Raw genomic sequence first — 16,639 nt, forward strand, 5'->3', positions numbered from 1 at the left:
TACGATGACAACTGTCATTTTTTCTCATGGAAAAGAAAGTGGCCCTTGGGGCAGTAAGATCACTACATTGTCTAATGTAGCTAGCGATGTTGGCTTTAATGTTATTAGTGTGGATTACCAAGATTTACCATCGCCGGAAGATCGTATTACCCGGTTGGTGGATACGGTAGAAGAGCAAGGCGATGAAGTCATACTGGTTGGGTCTAGTATGGGCGGTTATGTGTCTTTAGTGGCTGCTGAGCGTGTATCTGCAAGGGGCTTGTTCTTACTAGCGCCAGCACTATATATGCCAAGCTATGAAGTGCAAGAATATAACTACACAGGCAAAACCAGTGTTATCCATGGCTGGAACGATGATGTTATTCCTGTTAGCCACAGTATTGATTATGCGAAGCTGCGTAATTCGCAGTTACTACTGCTAGAAGATGGTCACAGGCTGTCAAAGAGCATGTTCGCCATATCACCTTTCTTTCGCAATTGGTTGCATCCGTTTACACTGAACTAGTGGATGCTTTGCCGCTTTAACGTTTTTCCCGCTGTCTTGCCAGCTTGGTAACGCACAACGGGAAAAATGTGTCATTATAGTGGTACAGATTAGCGGGAGTAAGGCCGAGGGTATGGCAATAGGTTTACCGTCTGAACCAGATTGGAAAGCGCTGATAAAATCGGGCTGTCGATTATTTGTGGGTGGCAATGCATCAGTACCTTACGCACTGATTCAGCACTTAATTGATAATAGCGATGGCTTTAGCGATATTGAATTAGTACACATGCTTGCACTTGGCGATACGCGCTGGGTGAACGATGAGTACAAAAATTTATTTAAAGCCAATACCTTCTTTATTGGTGGTCAGGCCATGCGGCAAGCCGTTGATGAAGGCCGAGCCGATTACACTCCCGTATTTCTCTCTGAAATTTCAAGTTTATTTAGTGATGGCACCCTGTCTTTAGATGCCGCGCTGGTAAATGTCAGCCCCCCTGATGAATTCGGCTATTGCTCCTTAGGTGCGGCAGTTGATATTGCCATGTCGGCAGTACGTCAAAGCAAATACGTGATTGCACAAATAAACCCACAAGTTCCCCGAACAGCTGGTCATTCCTATATTCACGTCAGTGAAATTACCGCATGTATTGAAGCAAACGAGCCCTTAGTGGAAGTTATGCCGCCACCTATTGATAGCGTGGCCGAGCGTATCGGCCAGTACGTTTCAATGCTGGTTGATGATGGCGCTACATTACAATTCGGTATAGGCAAAATTCCTAGTGCCACACTTAAGTACCTTTGCCATCACAAAGACTTAGGTATTCACAGCGAAATGCTTACCGACAGCATTATTGAGTTGCTAGCATCAGGCGCAGTGACCAATAAGAAAAAAACCTTCCACCCCGGCAAGGTGGTCACTAGTTTCGCCATTGGTACTCGTAAGCTCTACGATTTAATCGACAACAATCCGCATATTGAATTTTACCCTAGCAGTTATGTGAACAAGCCTACCAATGTGGCTAAAAACGACAATATGGTGGCTATTAATAGTGCTTTAGAAGTTGATTTGACGGGGCAGGTGGTTGCCGACTCACTGGGATATGATTTCTATAGTGGTATTGGTGGTCAGGTCGATTTTGTCACCGGTGCATCTATTAGCAAAGGGGGCAAAGCCATTATTGCACTGCCATCAACGGCCAAAAATGAAACCATATCTCGCATTACGCCGCGCCTTGCTGAAGGCGCTGGAGTAGTTACCTCGCGGGGGAACGTGCAATATGTTGTTACCGAGTACGGTATTGCCTCGCTAAAAGGTAAAAGTATTCGTGAGCGGGCGCTTGAGCTTATTCGGGTGGCACACCCTAAGTTTCGATCTCAGCTATTAGAAGAAGTTAGGCAACATTATTGGGTGCCGCATTACCAAGAAAAGTACCCGACAGATATCCCAGAGCTAGGCGCCATTCAGCTTAAAAGGCTAAATATTCAGGGCGAAAAGTTTTACATGCGCCCGCTGAATCCCGCTGACGAACGCCGCCTTCAAGAGTTTTTTTATTCGCACACCAAAGAAACCCTGCGACTTCGCTACAACTACGACCCCAAACAAATGTCGAGAGAGAAGTCGTGTAACTTGGTGAGTGTAGATCAAACCTCTGACGTGGCCTTGTGCATAGTGCGCCAAGAAGGGTCTCGAATTACCATTCATGCCGTGGGCCGGTTTTATTACAACGCCAGCAATAACTCCTGTGAAGTGGCGTTTGTTACCCGAGAAACACAGCAGGGTAAAGGCATGGCAAGTCGGCTGTTGAACGAACTCATTCGTATAGCGAAAGCGCGTGAAATAAATCAAATGGTTGCCTATGTCAGGGGAGAAAATACCCCCATGATCACAATCTTTGAACAAATGCAGTTTAGACGGCTTTTTACCGGTGACCCCAGTGACGTTGAATTGGTATTAAACGTGAGTGAGTTACCATGACCATTCGAATTTATCGCACTAAACATGGCGTTAAACATGACTTAGGCTCAGAGCATCCTGAGTCGCCAGATAGGTTGTATGCAATAGACGACCAGCTATTAGCATCGGGTTTAGAAATGGTGTGTGAACACGCGGATGCAAAGCCTATCGCTGAGGCTTACCTTACCTTGGCGCATAGCCCAGAGTACGTGCAAAGTGTATTTGCCCGGGCGCAGCATCTGTCTGCATCAGCAAAAGCACACCCTGATGCAAATCATAAAGACAACAACCCAGTCACTTGGTTAGATGATGATACCGGCATGATGGAATATACTTTGCCCGCCGCATTAGAATCGGCAGGGGCAGGTTGTAATGCCGTAGATTGGGCTATGCAGGGCGATGATAGGCAGGCCTTTTGTTTAGCGCGCCCGCCTGGGCATCATGCTACCTACGATGGCTCAATGGGCTTTTGCCTATTTAATAATGTAGCCATAGCTGCACGCTATGCTCTACAAAACTATCAGCTTTCTCGTGTGGCAATTATCGATTTCGATGTTCATCACGGTAATGGCACTGAAAATATTATCGCAGGGGATCAACGCATCATGATGTGTTCTAGTTTTCAGCACCCGTTTTATCCTCATAGCGGTGCGCCTGTGTCAGCAAGCAATATTTTATCTGTGCCTATTGAAGCGGGTTCTACCGGCGAGGTATTTCGAGAAAAAGTATCCCATTGGTTTAATGCGCTAGAGAATTTTCAGCCTGAGCTTATCTTTATATCGGCAGGATTTGATGGCCATGCTGAAGACCCTATGGCGCATCTTCGCCTTACCGAAGATGACTATTTTTGGGTGAGCCAGCGCATCAGGCGTGTTGCTGATATATGCTGTAATGGCCGTGTTGTGAGTACGCTTGAGGGGGGGTATGACTTAAGCGCGCTTGGGCGCAGTGTGGTGGCGCATTTGAAAGGGCTATCTCACCCCTAACGGTGCGGGCTGCAAAAACACCCATCAGCTTCGGTTTTTACCACGGCACTTATGTAAGACGGATTTGATGCATACCCGCTAATCTCATCCACTAAATTTTTGCCAGTGAAGCAGCCATAGCCTGTTGCATAAGGGCCCAAGTAGCGAAGGTTATATAGGGTGTCCACAACAATAAGGGCAGGTACCGAAGGCAATATAGCGGCGAGTTCTGGCACATTTTCAATGTCTAATCTTAACCCGCTGTAGCCTAATTGACTGAGCTTATTAAACAGCTGAGTTTGATGAGAATCGGTAAGATTGTCGCAGTAACATTTTTCCTGCGTACCCACATGAACAATACTGCCTGCTGGTACATCATAGTCTTTAAGCAGCGTTATCAAAGAAGCGTCAAAGGTGACGCTTGTTGATTGATGCAGCAAAGTGCTTTTAGGATCGAACTCAGAAATCTGACGCTGGCTATAAAACAAAACAGCACTTAGTAAGCTGATTGCCCATACAAGCAGCAGCGTCCAACTTCCCTTTTTCGACATTACAGCTTAAAGCGACCTATAGCACCGCGCATTTGTTGTGAAATTTGAGACAAAATTTCCACTTCTGCTGACAACGATTCCGCCGTAGCTAGCTCTTCAGAAGTCAGTTCACTTAACCGTGCTGTACTTTCTGCGATGGAAGCCGATGCGGTTTCTTGCTCAACGGCAGAGGTCGCAATTTCTGTCATGCTCTCACTGGCAAACTGAATTTGCGACATGATTTCAGACATTGCTTGGGTGGCAGTATCAGCCGATAGTACCGCTTCATCAACAAGCTGAATACAGGTTTGCATTTGGTCTACCGAACTTGCCGTTTGACTGACTAATTGCTCGGTAACCGAGGTAATTTGGTCAGCACTTTCTTTTGAACGAATGGCCAATGTACGCACTTCGTCAGCAACCACAGCAAACCCTCGGCCGTGCTCACCAGCACGGGCTGATTCGATGGCCGCGTTCAGCGCTAACAGGTTAGTCTGCTCTGCCACTGAGGTAATGGCACGCATGGCTTCTGAAATGTGTGAACATTGTTCGTTAAGTGCAGTGTTAGTTTTTGCCGCGTTATTTAGCGTACTACGCAGCGAATCTATGGTTCGACTGGTGGTTACGATAGAGTCGCGAGTTGAACCTGAAGAGGCCTCTGCCGCAGACGCTTTGTCACTAGCGCGGGTTGTCTGTTCAGCAGACATTTGCATGGTTTGCGCAATTTCTTCAGACGAAGCAGACACCATGGCAATTTCTTGGTCGGTATTGCGGCTAATCTCAAACATATTGCTAGCCGCCGTTTCCATTTTCTCACAGCCTTTAACGACTTCATTCATTAATGAAGACGCTAAAGCAACCAAGTCTTTAACTTGGTCAATAAGTTCGCCAAATGGACGAAGTATTTCGTTTTCTCTCTCAAAGGATACAGATAAATCTATTTGCCCTTCAGATTTCTGCATATTCTCTATAGCGATACGTAACTCTGCGGCGCCAGCACCTTCTTGATGGGCTTGTTTGGTCATGTACATCAAAAGGCCACCTTCCGCTACTGCAAAAGCCGCGTGCATTAATAATATAGGGAACGTTAGGTCCCCCTCTTGAAAGATAAATACAGGAGCACCTTGCGTAGCAAGAATATAAAAGCTGATGTGATGTACCGCAACCACGGCAGTGGCGGTTGCAATTACCTTCCAGTCTCTGAAATAAGAAAGAAACGCCAGTGTCACGAATATTTCAAAGTGCATTTCAATAAGCCCGAAGGTTTGGTGAATATGCAGCGCTGTGAGTAATTGTATGCCAATGGCAACCGCATGACGGCTAATAACCGACTGGGGCTGTTGAAAGCTGAAGTAAAGAGGTAGAGCAGCGATAGGAATGCCAAGCACCACGGCAGTGAAGATATCGCCTGTCACAAAGCCGATGATAAAAGAAATGGCTAATTGAATAAGTATAACTACTCGAAAGATCTTGTGTCCTTCTAGTATCCAAGGGTACTGCATATTGTTTTCTCTCCACTAAAGCAGTTTGCCTAAGTGTAGGCAAGAAATGCTAAGAGCGCTATTTTGACCAATCATACGATTAAAAATATTAAAATCTATTAGCCTTTGTACTAATGCCTTGAAAATTAATTATTTTTAATTATTTTTAATTAATATTTATGGTTGGTTAAACGCTAGCTACAGCCAGCGCTTCCACAGCATCGCTACCAACATGCAGATGCTTAGCGCTCCCATTCCAAGCATTAAATATAAAAAAGCATTGGCAGATTCGGTACCCGGTAATCCGCCTACGTTCATGCCGAACACACCCGTTAAAAACGACAAGGGCAAGAAAATCGCCGTTACCATCGACAAGACATACATGCGAACACCTTGTTGTTCCGCTATTCGGTTTCGCAATTCGTCTTGAAGTACTATTGCCCTTTCTCGCAATAAGTCCATGTCTTCTACATACCGGCTCATGCGGTCGGTTTGCTCACGCAGTTCAAAACTCTGATTTTGCGATAACGCATCGGGCAAACGAAGTAGGGCATCTAACGCATCACGTTGTGGCGCAAGGTAGCGCCTGATAGATGCGGCTTGGCGTCTTACGATAGATAAATTTTGCCTATCTTCCTTTCGAAGTTGTTCACGGGTTTCAAACCCTACTAGGCTCTCGTCCATTTCATCCACCGTGTCCAAAATGGTGTCAGCGACTTTCGTGATCATGTTCAGTAAGAGTGCCGATGGGCTTATAGGTACCTGTGCCGAAGCTATTTCATCTCGAAGGTTTTGAATGGAGGCTAATCGCCTGTTTTTACGCCGAGCACTCACAATAATATTTTTGTTGTACCACGTACGTAGCGACACCATATCTTCTGGGTCGGCATCAGGGTTTTTATTGATGCCTCGCAAATACACCAAAGTTCCCTGATGTAAGGTCATGGCTCTTGGCCTTGTCTCTAAAGCAAGTAAGCTGTCTATAACCGTTTGGTGTAAGCCACTAGATTGCAACAAGGTGCCAGCGTCTTCAGCATCTGATTGGACATGCAACCAAAGGTATTCATCGCTGAACGAACATTGTGCTAAGGCGTCAGGAATGGCTTTCGCTTCAATGGTTTTAGTTTCACCATTGGGAGATAGTAAATAAGCCCATAATAAGGCTTGAGGAGTTGAGGCTGCGTGCATATGAACCATTACCATCAGAAAAAGTTACCTCATACTACGCAGAGATAAAGCCGCTTGCCATCTAAAAACAAACGCGCCTGTATGAACAAGCCGCGTTTGGTTTTTACGTTGGTGGCGTGTTTGCCTCAACCGGTTTAGTCTCAACCTACTTCTGTGAATGAGATTTGCTTTGCCCGCTTCTGTTACGGTTTACGTTGCTTTGCCTGCTTACGCTTTTCTCTCGACTTACGCTTCTGTCACGACTAGTGCTGCGATCAACATTTCGTGTAGCACGTTGTTGCGACATTGACGAACGGTTAGACGCTGTACGAGTATCCCTAGTTTGCGCCCGCTTTACATGAGTAGAAGCGCCTTGCTGGTACTTCTGCCCTGAAGCCTTATTACTCTCACGCTTCACGGTTTTAGTGGTCGTGACTGTTCGCGTTGTAGTGCTATTTCTAGGAGTCACTGTTCGTGGTGTTTTTAACGGCTTGTTTGCCACATTTACATTGCGCGAAGTTTGTCCTTTAAGTTGATTATTGTGTTGTATGTTTCGATGATTATTTTGAGAGACGCTTGTCTGCGTGTGCCTTGAAGACTTAGCGTTGATAACCCTAGTGTTACCACGCTCGTTGCTTCTTACTTTCACTGAACGATTGGCGCTATATCGTTTAGGCGCACTATGTACTACGCGGTTAGAGTAGCGGGCTCTACGGTGGTCAGCATTATGCTGCCAGCGCTGATAACCTTTGCTATAAACGCGTTTATTGGGGGTGCCTCTGTAATAATGGCGCACTGGTTCTCTGTGGATCACTACATGGCGATTGCTCCAACGAATACCACCAAAATAGAAGAAGCTTGAAAGCCTAACTTGCGGTGCCCAGAAAAAATTCCCGCGATGACGGTAGCTAACCCTATGATGCCAGTGCACAGGCGCTATGGCATGAGACCAAAGCCCAAACACAATAAGCGTGTCGTAGTAAGGCACGTAAACCACATCTCTATGGCGAGGTGCGATAACAATCACGCTGCGCTCTTGTTCTATCTCACGTTCGACTTCCAGATAATCATTCGATTGTAAGTTACCGGTGTTAAGGGCGTGTTGGCGAAGCAACTGCACTCTATCCAGTACACGGGCTTCACTAATTAGCACGTTATCACCAAGTTGCTGTAACCAATTAAGATCTTCGGCCATGGTGTGCAGAATATCGGTAAATGCTGCCAAGGCTTTTACACTCGGATCCCAAGTAACCGGATCTAGCGCTTGCTCTACTTGTTCAGGGGTAAGGTGCAAATTGCTTTGACGCCACCTGTCTGCTGCCACTACATCAAGAGGGTAGGTGGCCGCAATCATAATATGAGTAAGCAAGGTGTCAGGGTATAGCGCAATGGGCGCAAGTAAGCTATCTAGCTCAGCGTCTGAATACTGGTAGTTATCTACACTAGTTTCTGGTTCAACTGATGCCGATGCGAGCATGGGGAATGATGTTGATAGGGTTCCCATGGCTACGAGTAAAGCTAAAGTCAGTTTTTTCATACGTTCTCCTTACATTACTCTGCATGAGAGTGCTTAAACTAAGCACTTTTACAGGCAATGTCACAAAGTCTGTATGTGTTATAACGCTTCTGGTATTAACGTAACCTGAACCAACCTGAATTATTGTCATTCAGGTTGGAATAGATTGAATGGAAAAGTGACTTACTTGAAAGAGTGGGGGTCAAATGCGTGACCAAGCTTTTCAGTCTTGGTTTTGATGTAGTTTTTATTGTCTTCCGTAATGCCATGATCGATGGGCTTACGTGCCACTACATCAATGCCCAACGACTTTAACGCTGCTAACTTCTTGGGATTATTAGTCATCAACTCAACGCGATGAACATTTAAGGTATCCAGCATTAGCTTACAAATATCATAGCTACGTAAATCGGCATCAAAACCTAAATGTTCATTAGCTTCAACCGTATCCATGCCGCTATCTTGTAAATTATAAGCGCGAATTTTATTCAGTAACCCAATACCTCGACCTTCCTGACGAAGATAAAGTAAAACGCCAAAACCATTTTCGGCTATATTCTGCATGGCTTTTTCTAACTGAAAACCACAGTCGCAACGGGTGCTGAAAAGGGCATCTCCCGTTAGACACTCAGAATGAATGCGGATGGGCACCACATCGTTTTCTTTCCATTCACCATAGGAAAGCGCCACGTGCTCCTGTCCACTGGTTTCAACGAAACCATGGATTTTAAAATTACCATGACGAGTAGGTAATTTTGCGGAACTGACATATTCGTATTTAGGTTGTTTGCTGCTCATGTTACTTCTACACCTGGATCATAAGCGTTATGTGGGGGTGTTCTTGCCTTTTACAAGGGCTTGAGACAGGCACATCTCCCCATTCATTAATCCGCGAATGTTACAATATACCCCTTTTAAAGTGTAGCAATACCATAGCCTAATCGGTTTTAGGTTATAACGGTTTGAAGTCGTCAAGCAGAGCGGGCTCAGCTACACCGTAGCCTTGGGCGAAATCGATGCCCATATTACCTAGCTGCGTCATAGTGGCATCAGACTCTACAAATTCACCTACGGTCAGCATTCCTAAGGCTTTCGCAACATCTTTAATAGAAGACACCATAGCCACATCAACAGGATCTGCTCGCATGTCTTTAATGAAGGTACCGTCAATTTTGACAATATCGACAGGTAGGTGTTTCAGATAACCGTATGACGCAAACCCTCTGCCGAAATCGTCTAACGCAAAGGAACAGCCCAAACGATGGAAGGTACGCATGAAGTCGATGGTATACTCCATTTTGATAATCGCGACAGACTCAATCATCTCGAAGCAAATTTTATCGTACGGAATGTTGTAACGTTCAAACGCGTTTAGCACGAAGAGCTTAAAGTCTCTGTCGGCTAAGGAATGGCAGTTTAAATTTATACTACAGCGTTTTAATTCCGCCAAATGCTCAGGGTGCTCATTTAACCAACTAAAGGTATTAACAATGACCCACTTATCTATTTTGACGTTCATTTCGAAACGTTCAGCGGTAGGCAAAAATGCGGCGGGCTCTACAATGCGACCGTCGGTTTCTTTCATGCGCAGAAGTACTTCATAATAGTGGCCATCATTGGGCCGGCTTAATGGCCTAAGCGGTTGGTAGTAGAGTAGGAATCTGTCTTCTGATAATGCCGAATGAATACTGTTTACCCAATCAAGCTCATTTTGATAGCGCAGCGTACTTTCATCGTCTTTGCTGTACTTATGAATCTGATTACGACCCTGATCTTTAGCGTAAGAACACGCGGCATCAGCCATGCAAATATATTGCTCGGCACTGGCGTCGGGGTCGGTGCACACTACCATACCAATGCTAACCCCTAAGCTGAAAATACGGTTTTCCCAAGAAAAGCGATAAGCCTGAACGGCATTTAATAATGTGGTTGCTTGCAAGTAAGCTTGTTCTTCAGGCTGATTTTCAAAAATAACACCAAATTCATCGCCGCTTATCCGCGCCAGCATTGCCTCATTGGGAAGTGACTTTTCTAGCAAGTGGGCAATGTCTTTAATCAGCGCATCGCCCGCTTTGTGACCAGAGGTGTCATTAACAATTTTAAAGCGATCTAAGTCTAGGTACAGCACGCACGGCGGAATGGGAGACTTTTCGCTTAGCCTAGCGGTTAAAGTAGTTTCAAACTGTCGTCTATTATAAACCCCCGTTAGTGAGTCGTGAGTAGCCATAAATTGTAGGCTAGAGTCTGACTGCTTTTTCTCGGTTACATCGATAATAGAGCCATACAAAAAGCTACCACTGTCGTTTTCTCGTACTTGGCAAGATATAGAAAACCAAAATGCACTGCCGTTGGCGCGCATACCTTTAATTTCCCGCGCCGCTACCTGCCCGCTATGAAGTAGCTCTCCTACCAGTACGTCGCGGTCTTCTGAGTTGGCGTAAAACTGCTTCGTGTTTTTCACCTGTGCTAACATTTTAGCTTCATCTGGATAGCCAAAGAGGGCACACATGGCAGGGTTAACCGTTTTTAATTCCCCGTCTAAGGTTGAGGTGTATAGGCCTTCACTGGAATTTCTAAACAAATCATAAAAGTGATGAAGACTACTAATCGTGGCTTCACTTTCAGACAATTGTAGTCTGCTCACGTTTTGCTCTTTTAATTCAACAGCAAAGCCGATGCATAAAAGAGCCAAAGTCAGTAGGGTCAAAATAATCATGACAATGGGTGCGGTGTAAAAGGCATCGTCGAAGGCGATTTTTACGAATACAGCATACAGCATGAATACGAACACCCAGGCGAAGGCGAACAACCGGCTGGGTGCGAGGTTTTGTTTATCCTTAAAAATAAACGCTAAGCCAATATGATAAGCAGCAATAAATGGGCTGGCGGCAAAAAGGATGCGGGTCGCGTCGTACGCGCTTGTTGCCACCGCCGCGATAGCCATACCAATAGGGAGCGCAAAGCTAAGCAGCCTTAGCGCTAATGGAATGGGAGAAAACAAACTGTGAGTTACTTTAGCTAGTGTTACAAAACTAAGGCCAATGAGTACGGCAAAGGTTATTTCGCTTGCGTTAGTCAAAGATGGCCATGTTGCGAGCCCGCCTTGTGCCATAAAAAACAACGCAAATAAAACGAAATTGGTTACCGCTAGCCAGAATCGGGCTGGGGTGCGCTGATATAAATATGACAGCAGGAAGTAGCCAGTTAATACCGTGAGCATTCCCAGCACGATACCAAGTAAGATCAGCATGGTTTCATCGTATTGTTGAATCGCTTGTTTTTCCCATAGTGAAATAGGGAAATAACGAAGGCCATCGTCATACACACCAATAACAAGCCTGACATTTTCTTGTGGCGTGAGTGAGAAGTTTAGACGGATGGCAGAGAAGGGTTTTTTTAATGAAAAATCCCCTTTACCCGCTTGGTAACGGTAAGACTTGATAATTCGTGCGTTACCATCAAGCAAGTAAATTTGAAGGTCGTTAATATTTAGCCTGTCTATATTTAGCACGAGGGGAATAGTACTAAACCCCTCGTTCCTCAATTCATTAGAAATCCACAGTCGACTGTTATTTCTATCAAGGGGAATACTGCTGGTTAAGGGGCTTGAAGGGTGGAGTACATCTAAATATGTCATTGATTTGTGTGCGACAAAAAACGAGCTGCTTTCGTTAATGGTGGCAACACGAAAAGACTGATCAATAGTAAGCTCTGACGCGACAGCTGAATTTTGGATAGCGTCACTTAACGCCCATGTACATAAGGTGATACAAGCAATGAAGAATGCCAACATTCCTTTTCTTGTGAATGGCATAGCTACCTTATTAACGTAAATTCTCAAAGATCAGTAAACTAATAGTAACGGAAGATTCTGATTTTGGGGAAAGAAATAATGAAAAGAATGATGAAAAGTCATTCACGTTTCATTAAATAGATAGTCGTACAGGTCCTGTGCATTTTCATGACTTCCTATTGGTTCAAGCCAAATGGCTTCGCAAAGCCACTCGATAAATAACATACAGCTGAAGCTGCCGTTGCTTAACGTAACTTGATAGCGATCGGCTCCCCACTCTTGATGCGTCGCCGTTAAATTAAAAAGTGAACAGAAAGTTTGCTCCCACTGCTGAGTTTTTAAAGGCGTAGCGGGAAGCGGCGTATCGATGAATAGAGATTGCCCATTTATTTTTGCTGATGCTTTAATGTTTTGAATAGTTAACTGCTGCATGACAAGCTCGTGTGTGTGGATGATGAAGGTGGCTTTGAAAATGGATGCGTGTCCCATTTAGTATCAAAGGGGGTGCTTGTAGCTTCTAACAAGGCTTCAGAGAATGAAAAGTCATTGTTTTCGGCCAATTCAATTGCCTGCTGAAGCAAATGCGTGCGAGGAATAACCGCAGGGTTTAGCGATAAAAGCTCGGTGTCTTCTTCTCTTGCTAAACGAAGCTGGCGGTAGCTTTCCCACCATGCATCTAGTTTTTCTCTGTCAACGAATGTATCGCGAAAAGGACACTCGATACTGCTTACATTTGCTAACGCCAACTGACGAAAGTTATAAGTGTAATCTTGATTTTCGGTTTCAAGTACTTGGAGCCATGACTGCATTAGCGCAAGGCTTTGCTCTTGCTCACTAGTCTCAAGGCCCATACGGGAGAGCATCAGGTGTTGATATTGCGAAATGAAAGTTGGCTCGAAGGTAGATAGAGCGGCTTTTATTTCATCCACCGAACAATGACCTGAAAAGGCATGGGCAAGGGCATTTAAGTTCCAAAGGGCAATACCTGGCTGTTGATTAAAGGCATAACGGCCTTGATGGTCAGAGTGATTAAAGACCGCGCCAGACTCGTAGTTATCTAAAAAGGCAAATGGGCCATAATCAAAGGTAATTCCATGAATAGACATATTGTCTGTATTCATTACGCCATGCACAAAACCGTGGGTTTGCCACAGCGCGACCAATCTAGCGGTACGCCTTACTACCGCGCCTAGTAACGCAGCATAAGGGTTTGTAGCCTCTTTGCTTTCGGCAAAATGATGCTTAATGGTGAAGTCGAGTAAGCGTTGTAGCTTATCAGTTTGGCTAGCATAAAAGTAATACTCAAAGTGCCCGAAGCGAATATGGCTGGGTGCGGTTCTTATCATCATGGCACCGGTTTCTGAACGCTCTCGGTACACGGTATCTGAACTAGTAAAAAGGCACAGTGAACGGCTAGATGGAATACCTAAATAATGCAGTGCCTCAGCGCCAATATACTCTCTTAGTGTTGAGCGCAGTACCGCTCGTCCATCAGCACGTCTGGAATAAGGTGTTGGTCCAGCTCCTTTTAAATGGAGATCGTGAGGCTGCGCGTTTGAATCGATAACTTCCGCTAAAAGTAGCCCTCGTCCATCGCCTAATTCAGGGTTCCATTGACCAAACTGATGACCACCGTATTTTTGCGCAAATGCCCGTTGTGTGAGGGGCGTAACAGGGGAATGTAGCCAATCAAGCATGTTTTGAGGCTTCATTAAGGGCTCGGGAAGCGCAAGCTCATTGGCTAGCGTAGTGTTAAACAAGCCAACTCGCATGTCTTTAAGCGGTTCTGGAAGTATAAAACTACCCAGTTCAGGCAGGGTTTCTGCATAACGATTTAATAAACCCATTTGTTACTTATTTCCCGATAGCGTGCCACAATCTATAGGGCGGAAAGTAGCAAAATGTGAGGGCTAATAAAAGTGCCATTTACATCAGTGAGACACAGTGCAACTTATCACAGATTAAAATTAAACTTCCCTTCTATAAAGCGTGTATAAAAGACGCAAGCCAGCAATAATAAAAAACGGCCTTATTTGGGCCTAAAGGAAGCATTATGCTCACATTACATCACTTAAATAATTCTCGATCTCAACGCATTTTATGGTTATTGGAAGAGCTAGGCGTTGATTACAATATTGAACATTATCAGCGAGATAGCACCACAAACCTTGCACCGGATTCGTTACGTGCTGTGCATCCTCTTGGCCGCTCGCCAGTACTGACTACCCCTGAGGGCGCCATTGCTGAGTCGGGTGCCATTGTTGAATACTTAGTGCGTAAACACGGACAAACCCATTTTACCTCTCCAGAGAGTGGTGAAAACTTGCAGCAATATCTGTTTTGGTTACACTTTGCTGAAGGTTCGCTAATGCCACCCTTGGTCGCCAGGTTAGTGCTGGAAAAAGCCCGTCAAAAAGGTTCTAAGCCTTTCTTTATCAAACCCATCACGAACAAGTTAATTGATGGTATTTTGAATGCCTATTATGGGCCGAATTTAGCCCAGAGCTTGCGCTACGTAGAGTCTTACCTTGCTCATCACACGTGGTTTGCGGGTGAACAACCAACGGGCGCTGATGTGCAAATGATTTTCCCGTTGGAATCATTAGTGGCAAGTGGTAATGCCAAAGATTTTCCTGCTATTCGGGAATACGTGAAACGGGTACATGCAAGGCCTGCGTATAAGCAAGCGCTAGAAAAAGGTGGTGAGTACGCTTACGCCTGATGCGCAATGTTGAGCCTATCTCTGTTTGGATATAGGCTCTGATTAGGAATAGGCTTGAGCTAATTCACGTGTTAGCTGAAATGCGACACGCCAGTGCTAACCAAGCGCTACTGCTCGCGATGAATGTAATCGTTTATCAACTGCATAAAGGCGTCGCCATAGCGCGATAGTTTGGTTTGGCCTACGCCGCTTACATCTAGCATAGTGTCACGGGTGGTCGGTAGCTTAGCGGCCATGTCTACCAGTGTAGCATCACTGAATACTACATACGGCGGCACTTCGTTTTCTTCTGCCAGTACTTTACGTAGGTGCTTCAAGCGCATAAATAAGGTGCGGTCGTAGTTAGCCGGTGCTTGTTTGGCCTTTTTATCTGGCTTGAACTCTAATCTAGGCACCGCGAGTTGTACCGCAACTTCCCCTTTCAACACCGGGCGGGCAGCTTCTGTTAATCGAAGTGCTGCGTTGGCGGTAATATCAACCCGTATTAACCCCTTATGAATAAGTTGGTTAATCATGTTGTGCCAATAGCTGTCAGATTTGTCTTTGCCAATTCCATACGTTGAAAGCTGGTGGTGACCTGCTTCTTGCAAGCGCTTTAGTTGTTTGCCGCGCAGTACATCAATAAGATACTGCGTAGAAGCTTGCTGCGAAAGCCTAAGAATACAAGAAAGCACTTTTTGGCTAATGACCAAGCCGTCAATCATGGTGGGTGGATCTAGACAAATATCACAGTTGCCACAGGCGCTATCACTAAACTGAGAAAAGTAGTTAAGCAGCACTTGTCGACGGCAGGTTTGGGCTTCAGAAAATGCTTCCATGGCCGCAAACTTTTGAAGTTCGATGGCATTTCTATCGGCCTGCTCACCTTGTTCTATCCACTGACGTACCCGGGCTGCGTCTTTTTCATCAAACAGCAACATTGCCTCAGACTCAAGGCCATCTCGTCCCGCGCGCCCTGTTTCTTGATAGTAGCTTTCAACGCTTCGAGGTACATCGTGGTGTACAACGTAACGCACGTTCGACTTATTAATACCCATGCCAAAAGCGACTGTGGCTACCACAATATCAATTTTATCGTTCAAAAATTGACGCTGTACGAGTTCTCGTTCATCGGCATCCATACCCGCATGATAAGCCGCGCAGCGAAAACCTTGCTTGAATAGCTTGGCATGTAAGTCGTCTACTTTGGCGCGACTATTACAATAAATAATCCCGCTGCCCTCTTGTTGCTTAACGTAGCTAACAACTTGTTCAAAGGCTTTGTACTTCGACATCACCCGATAACGAATATTCGGTCTATCGAAGCTGCCTTTATAAACCAAGGGGTCATTAAGTTGCAGTTGGGTAAGGATATCGCTTTGGGTAGCGATGTCAGCTGTAGCCGTTAACCCAATAACAGGTATATCAGGAAAGCGGGCTTTAATCTGGCCGAGTGCACGGTAGTCATGCCTGAAATCATGCCCCCAATGGGATACGCAGTGCGCTTCATCGATAGCAAACAAGGCGACATCTGTTGTTCGAAGAGTTTGCTGAAAGCCAAATTGAAGCAAGCGCTCAGGGGAGACATACAATAAATCTAGCTGATTAGACACCATTTGCTCTGAAATGCTGGCTTGCTCTTCCTGACTAAGTGTTGAATTCAGGTAAGCGGCCTTCACCCCCAAGGCTTTTAACTGTTCTACTTGATCTTGCATTAACGAGATAAGCGGCGACACCACAATGCCAGTACCCGCGCGGATAAGCGCTGGTATTTGGTAGCACATTGATTTTCCACCACCGGTAGGTAGCAATACAAGTGCATCTCCACCTTTGCACACATGGTGGATGACGTCTCCTTGTCCATCGCGAAATTCGTCGTACCCGAACACATTTTTTAAAACGTTTTCAGGGGTTAGCGCATCAAAAACGGGAGAACTAATAGTGGTGTCGGCAATTACAGTAGTCATGGCGGGGGATTTTACGCGTTTTTCCATCGTTCTTCACGAAACAAACGCAAAAACTGGACTAAAATTCAGAAGTCATATGAA

The 16,639-nt window shown here is 45.3% G+C and carries 13 protein-coding genes; 4 read left to right on the top strand and 9 right to left on the bottom strand.

Going from position 1 to position 16,639, the window contains the following annotated elements; genetic code table 11:
• The first annotated feature begins 4 nt into the window (after positions 1 to 4).
• From AV939_RS00970 to AV939_RS00980, 3 genes are all read left to right on the top strand, one after another.
• Positions 5 to 505, top strand: coding sequence for an alpha/beta fold hydrolase (locus tag AV939_RS00970; protein ID WP_057794743.1), 501 nt, complete (start codon positions 5 to 7; stop codon positions 503 to 505).
• Positions 506 to 617: 112 nt separating this feature from the next.
• Entirely contained in the window at positions 618 to 2,459 is a 1,842-nt protein-coding gene (locus AV939_RS00975; RefSeq protein ID WP_057794740.1) for a GNAT family N-acetyltransferase, read from the top strand.
• Complete coding sequence (locus AV939_RS00980; protein WP_057794738.1) at positions 2,456 to 3,424, top strand: histone deacetylase family protein; 969 nt, start codon at positions 2,456 to 2,458, stop codon at positions 3,422 to 3,424. Before AV939_RS00975 ends, AV939_RS00980 begins: the two co-directional genes overlap by 4 nt.
• On the opposite strand, the gene AV939_RS00985 is transcribed toward AV939_RS00980, so the two are convergent.
• The 8 genes from AV939_RS00985 to AV939_RS01020 all read right to left on the bottom strand — a co-directional run bounded on the left by AV939_RS00985 (position 3,421) and on the right by AV939_RS01020 (position 13,737).
• Positions 3,421 to 3,954: a DUF6436 domain-containing protein gene (locus AV939_RS00985; RefSeq protein ID WP_057794736.1), complete on the bottom strand. Its 534-nt coding sequence runs from the start codon at positions 3,952 to 3,954 to the stop codon at positions 3,421 to 3,423. The two genes, AV939_RS00980 and AV939_RS00985, sit on opposite strands and share 4 nt — an antisense overlap.
• On the bottom strand, positions 3,954 to 5,435 hold the full coding sequence (locus AV939_RS00990; RefSeq protein ID WP_057794734.1) for a methyl-accepting chemotaxis protein: 1,482 nt from the start codon (positions 5,433 to 5,435) through the stop codon (positions 3,954 to 3,956). Before AV939_RS00990 ends, AV939_RS00985 begins: the two co-directional genes overlap by 1 nt.
• 177 nt (positions 5,436 to 5,612) lie before the next feature.
• The gene (locus AV939_RS00995; protein ID WP_082605070.1) at positions 5,613 to 6,602 is read right to left on the bottom strand and encodes a zinc transporter ZntB; all 990 of its coding nucleotides are present in this window, start codon (positions 6,600 to 6,602) and stop codon (positions 5,613 to 5,615) included.
• A gap of 145 nt (positions 6,603 to 6,747) precedes the next feature.
• Positions 6,748 to 8,118 carry a DUF3300 domain-containing protein gene (locus tag AV939_RS01000; protein WP_057794732.1) on the bottom strand — a complete coding sequence of 457 codons (1,371 nt, stop codon included), beginning with the start codon at positions 8,116 to 8,118 and terminating at the stop codon, positions 6,748 to 6,750.
• Positions 8,119 to 8,280: 162 nt separating this feature from the next.
• The gene (ribA, locus tag AV939_RS01005; RefSeq protein ID WP_057794730.1) at positions 8,281 to 8,895 is read right to left on the bottom strand and encodes a GTP cyclohydrolase II; all 615 of its coding nucleotides are present in this window, start codon (positions 8,893 to 8,895) and stop codon (positions 8,281 to 8,283) included.
• Positions 8,896 to 9,049: 154 nt separating this feature from the next.
• Complete coding sequence (locus AV939_RS01010; protein WP_082604993.1) at positions 9,050 to 11,890, bottom strand: EAL domain-containing protein; 2,841 nt, start codon at positions 11,888 to 11,890, stop codon at positions 9,050 to 9,052.
• Between the two features lie 123 nt (positions 11,891 to 12,013).
• A complete protein-coding gene (locus AV939_RS01015; protein WP_057794726.1) occupies positions 12,014 to 12,322 on the bottom strand; it encodes a DUF3630 family protein in 309 nt (102 codons plus the stop codon).
• Positions 12,310 to 13,737 (bottom strand): protein adenylyltransferase SelO, encoded by a 1,428-nt coding sequence (locus AV939_RS01020; protein WP_057794724.1) that lies wholly within the window; start codon positions 13,735 to 13,737, stop codon positions 12,310 to 12,312. Before AV939_RS01020 ends, AV939_RS01015 begins: the two co-directional genes overlap by 13 nt.
• 206 nt (positions 13,738 to 13,943) lie before the next feature.
• Here AV939_RS01020 and AV939_RS01025 point away from each other — a divergent pair, with 206 nt between their 5' ends.
• The gene (locus AV939_RS01025) at positions 13,944 to 14,612 is read left to right on the top strand and encodes a glutathione S-transferase family protein (RefSeq protein WP_057794722.1); all 669 of its coding nucleotides are present in this window, start codon (positions 13,944 to 13,946) and stop codon (positions 14,610 to 14,612) included.
• 107 nt (positions 14,613 to 14,719) lie between these two features.
• Here the strand turns inward: AV939_RS01025 and recQ are convergent, their stop codons facing one another.
• Positions 14,720 to 16,558, bottom strand: coding sequence for a DNA helicase RecQ (gene recQ / locus AV939_RS01030; protein ID WP_057796456.1), 1,839 nt, complete (start codon positions 16,556 to 16,558; stop codon positions 14,720 to 14,722).
• Between the last annotated feature and the right edge of the window lie 81 nt (positions 16,559 to 16,639).

It is taken from the genome of Alteromonas sp. Mac1 (assembly GCF_001562125.1).
Lineage (GTDB): Bacteria > Pseudomonadota > Gammaproteobacteria > Enterobacterales > Alteromonadaceae > Alteromonas > Alteromonas stellipolaris.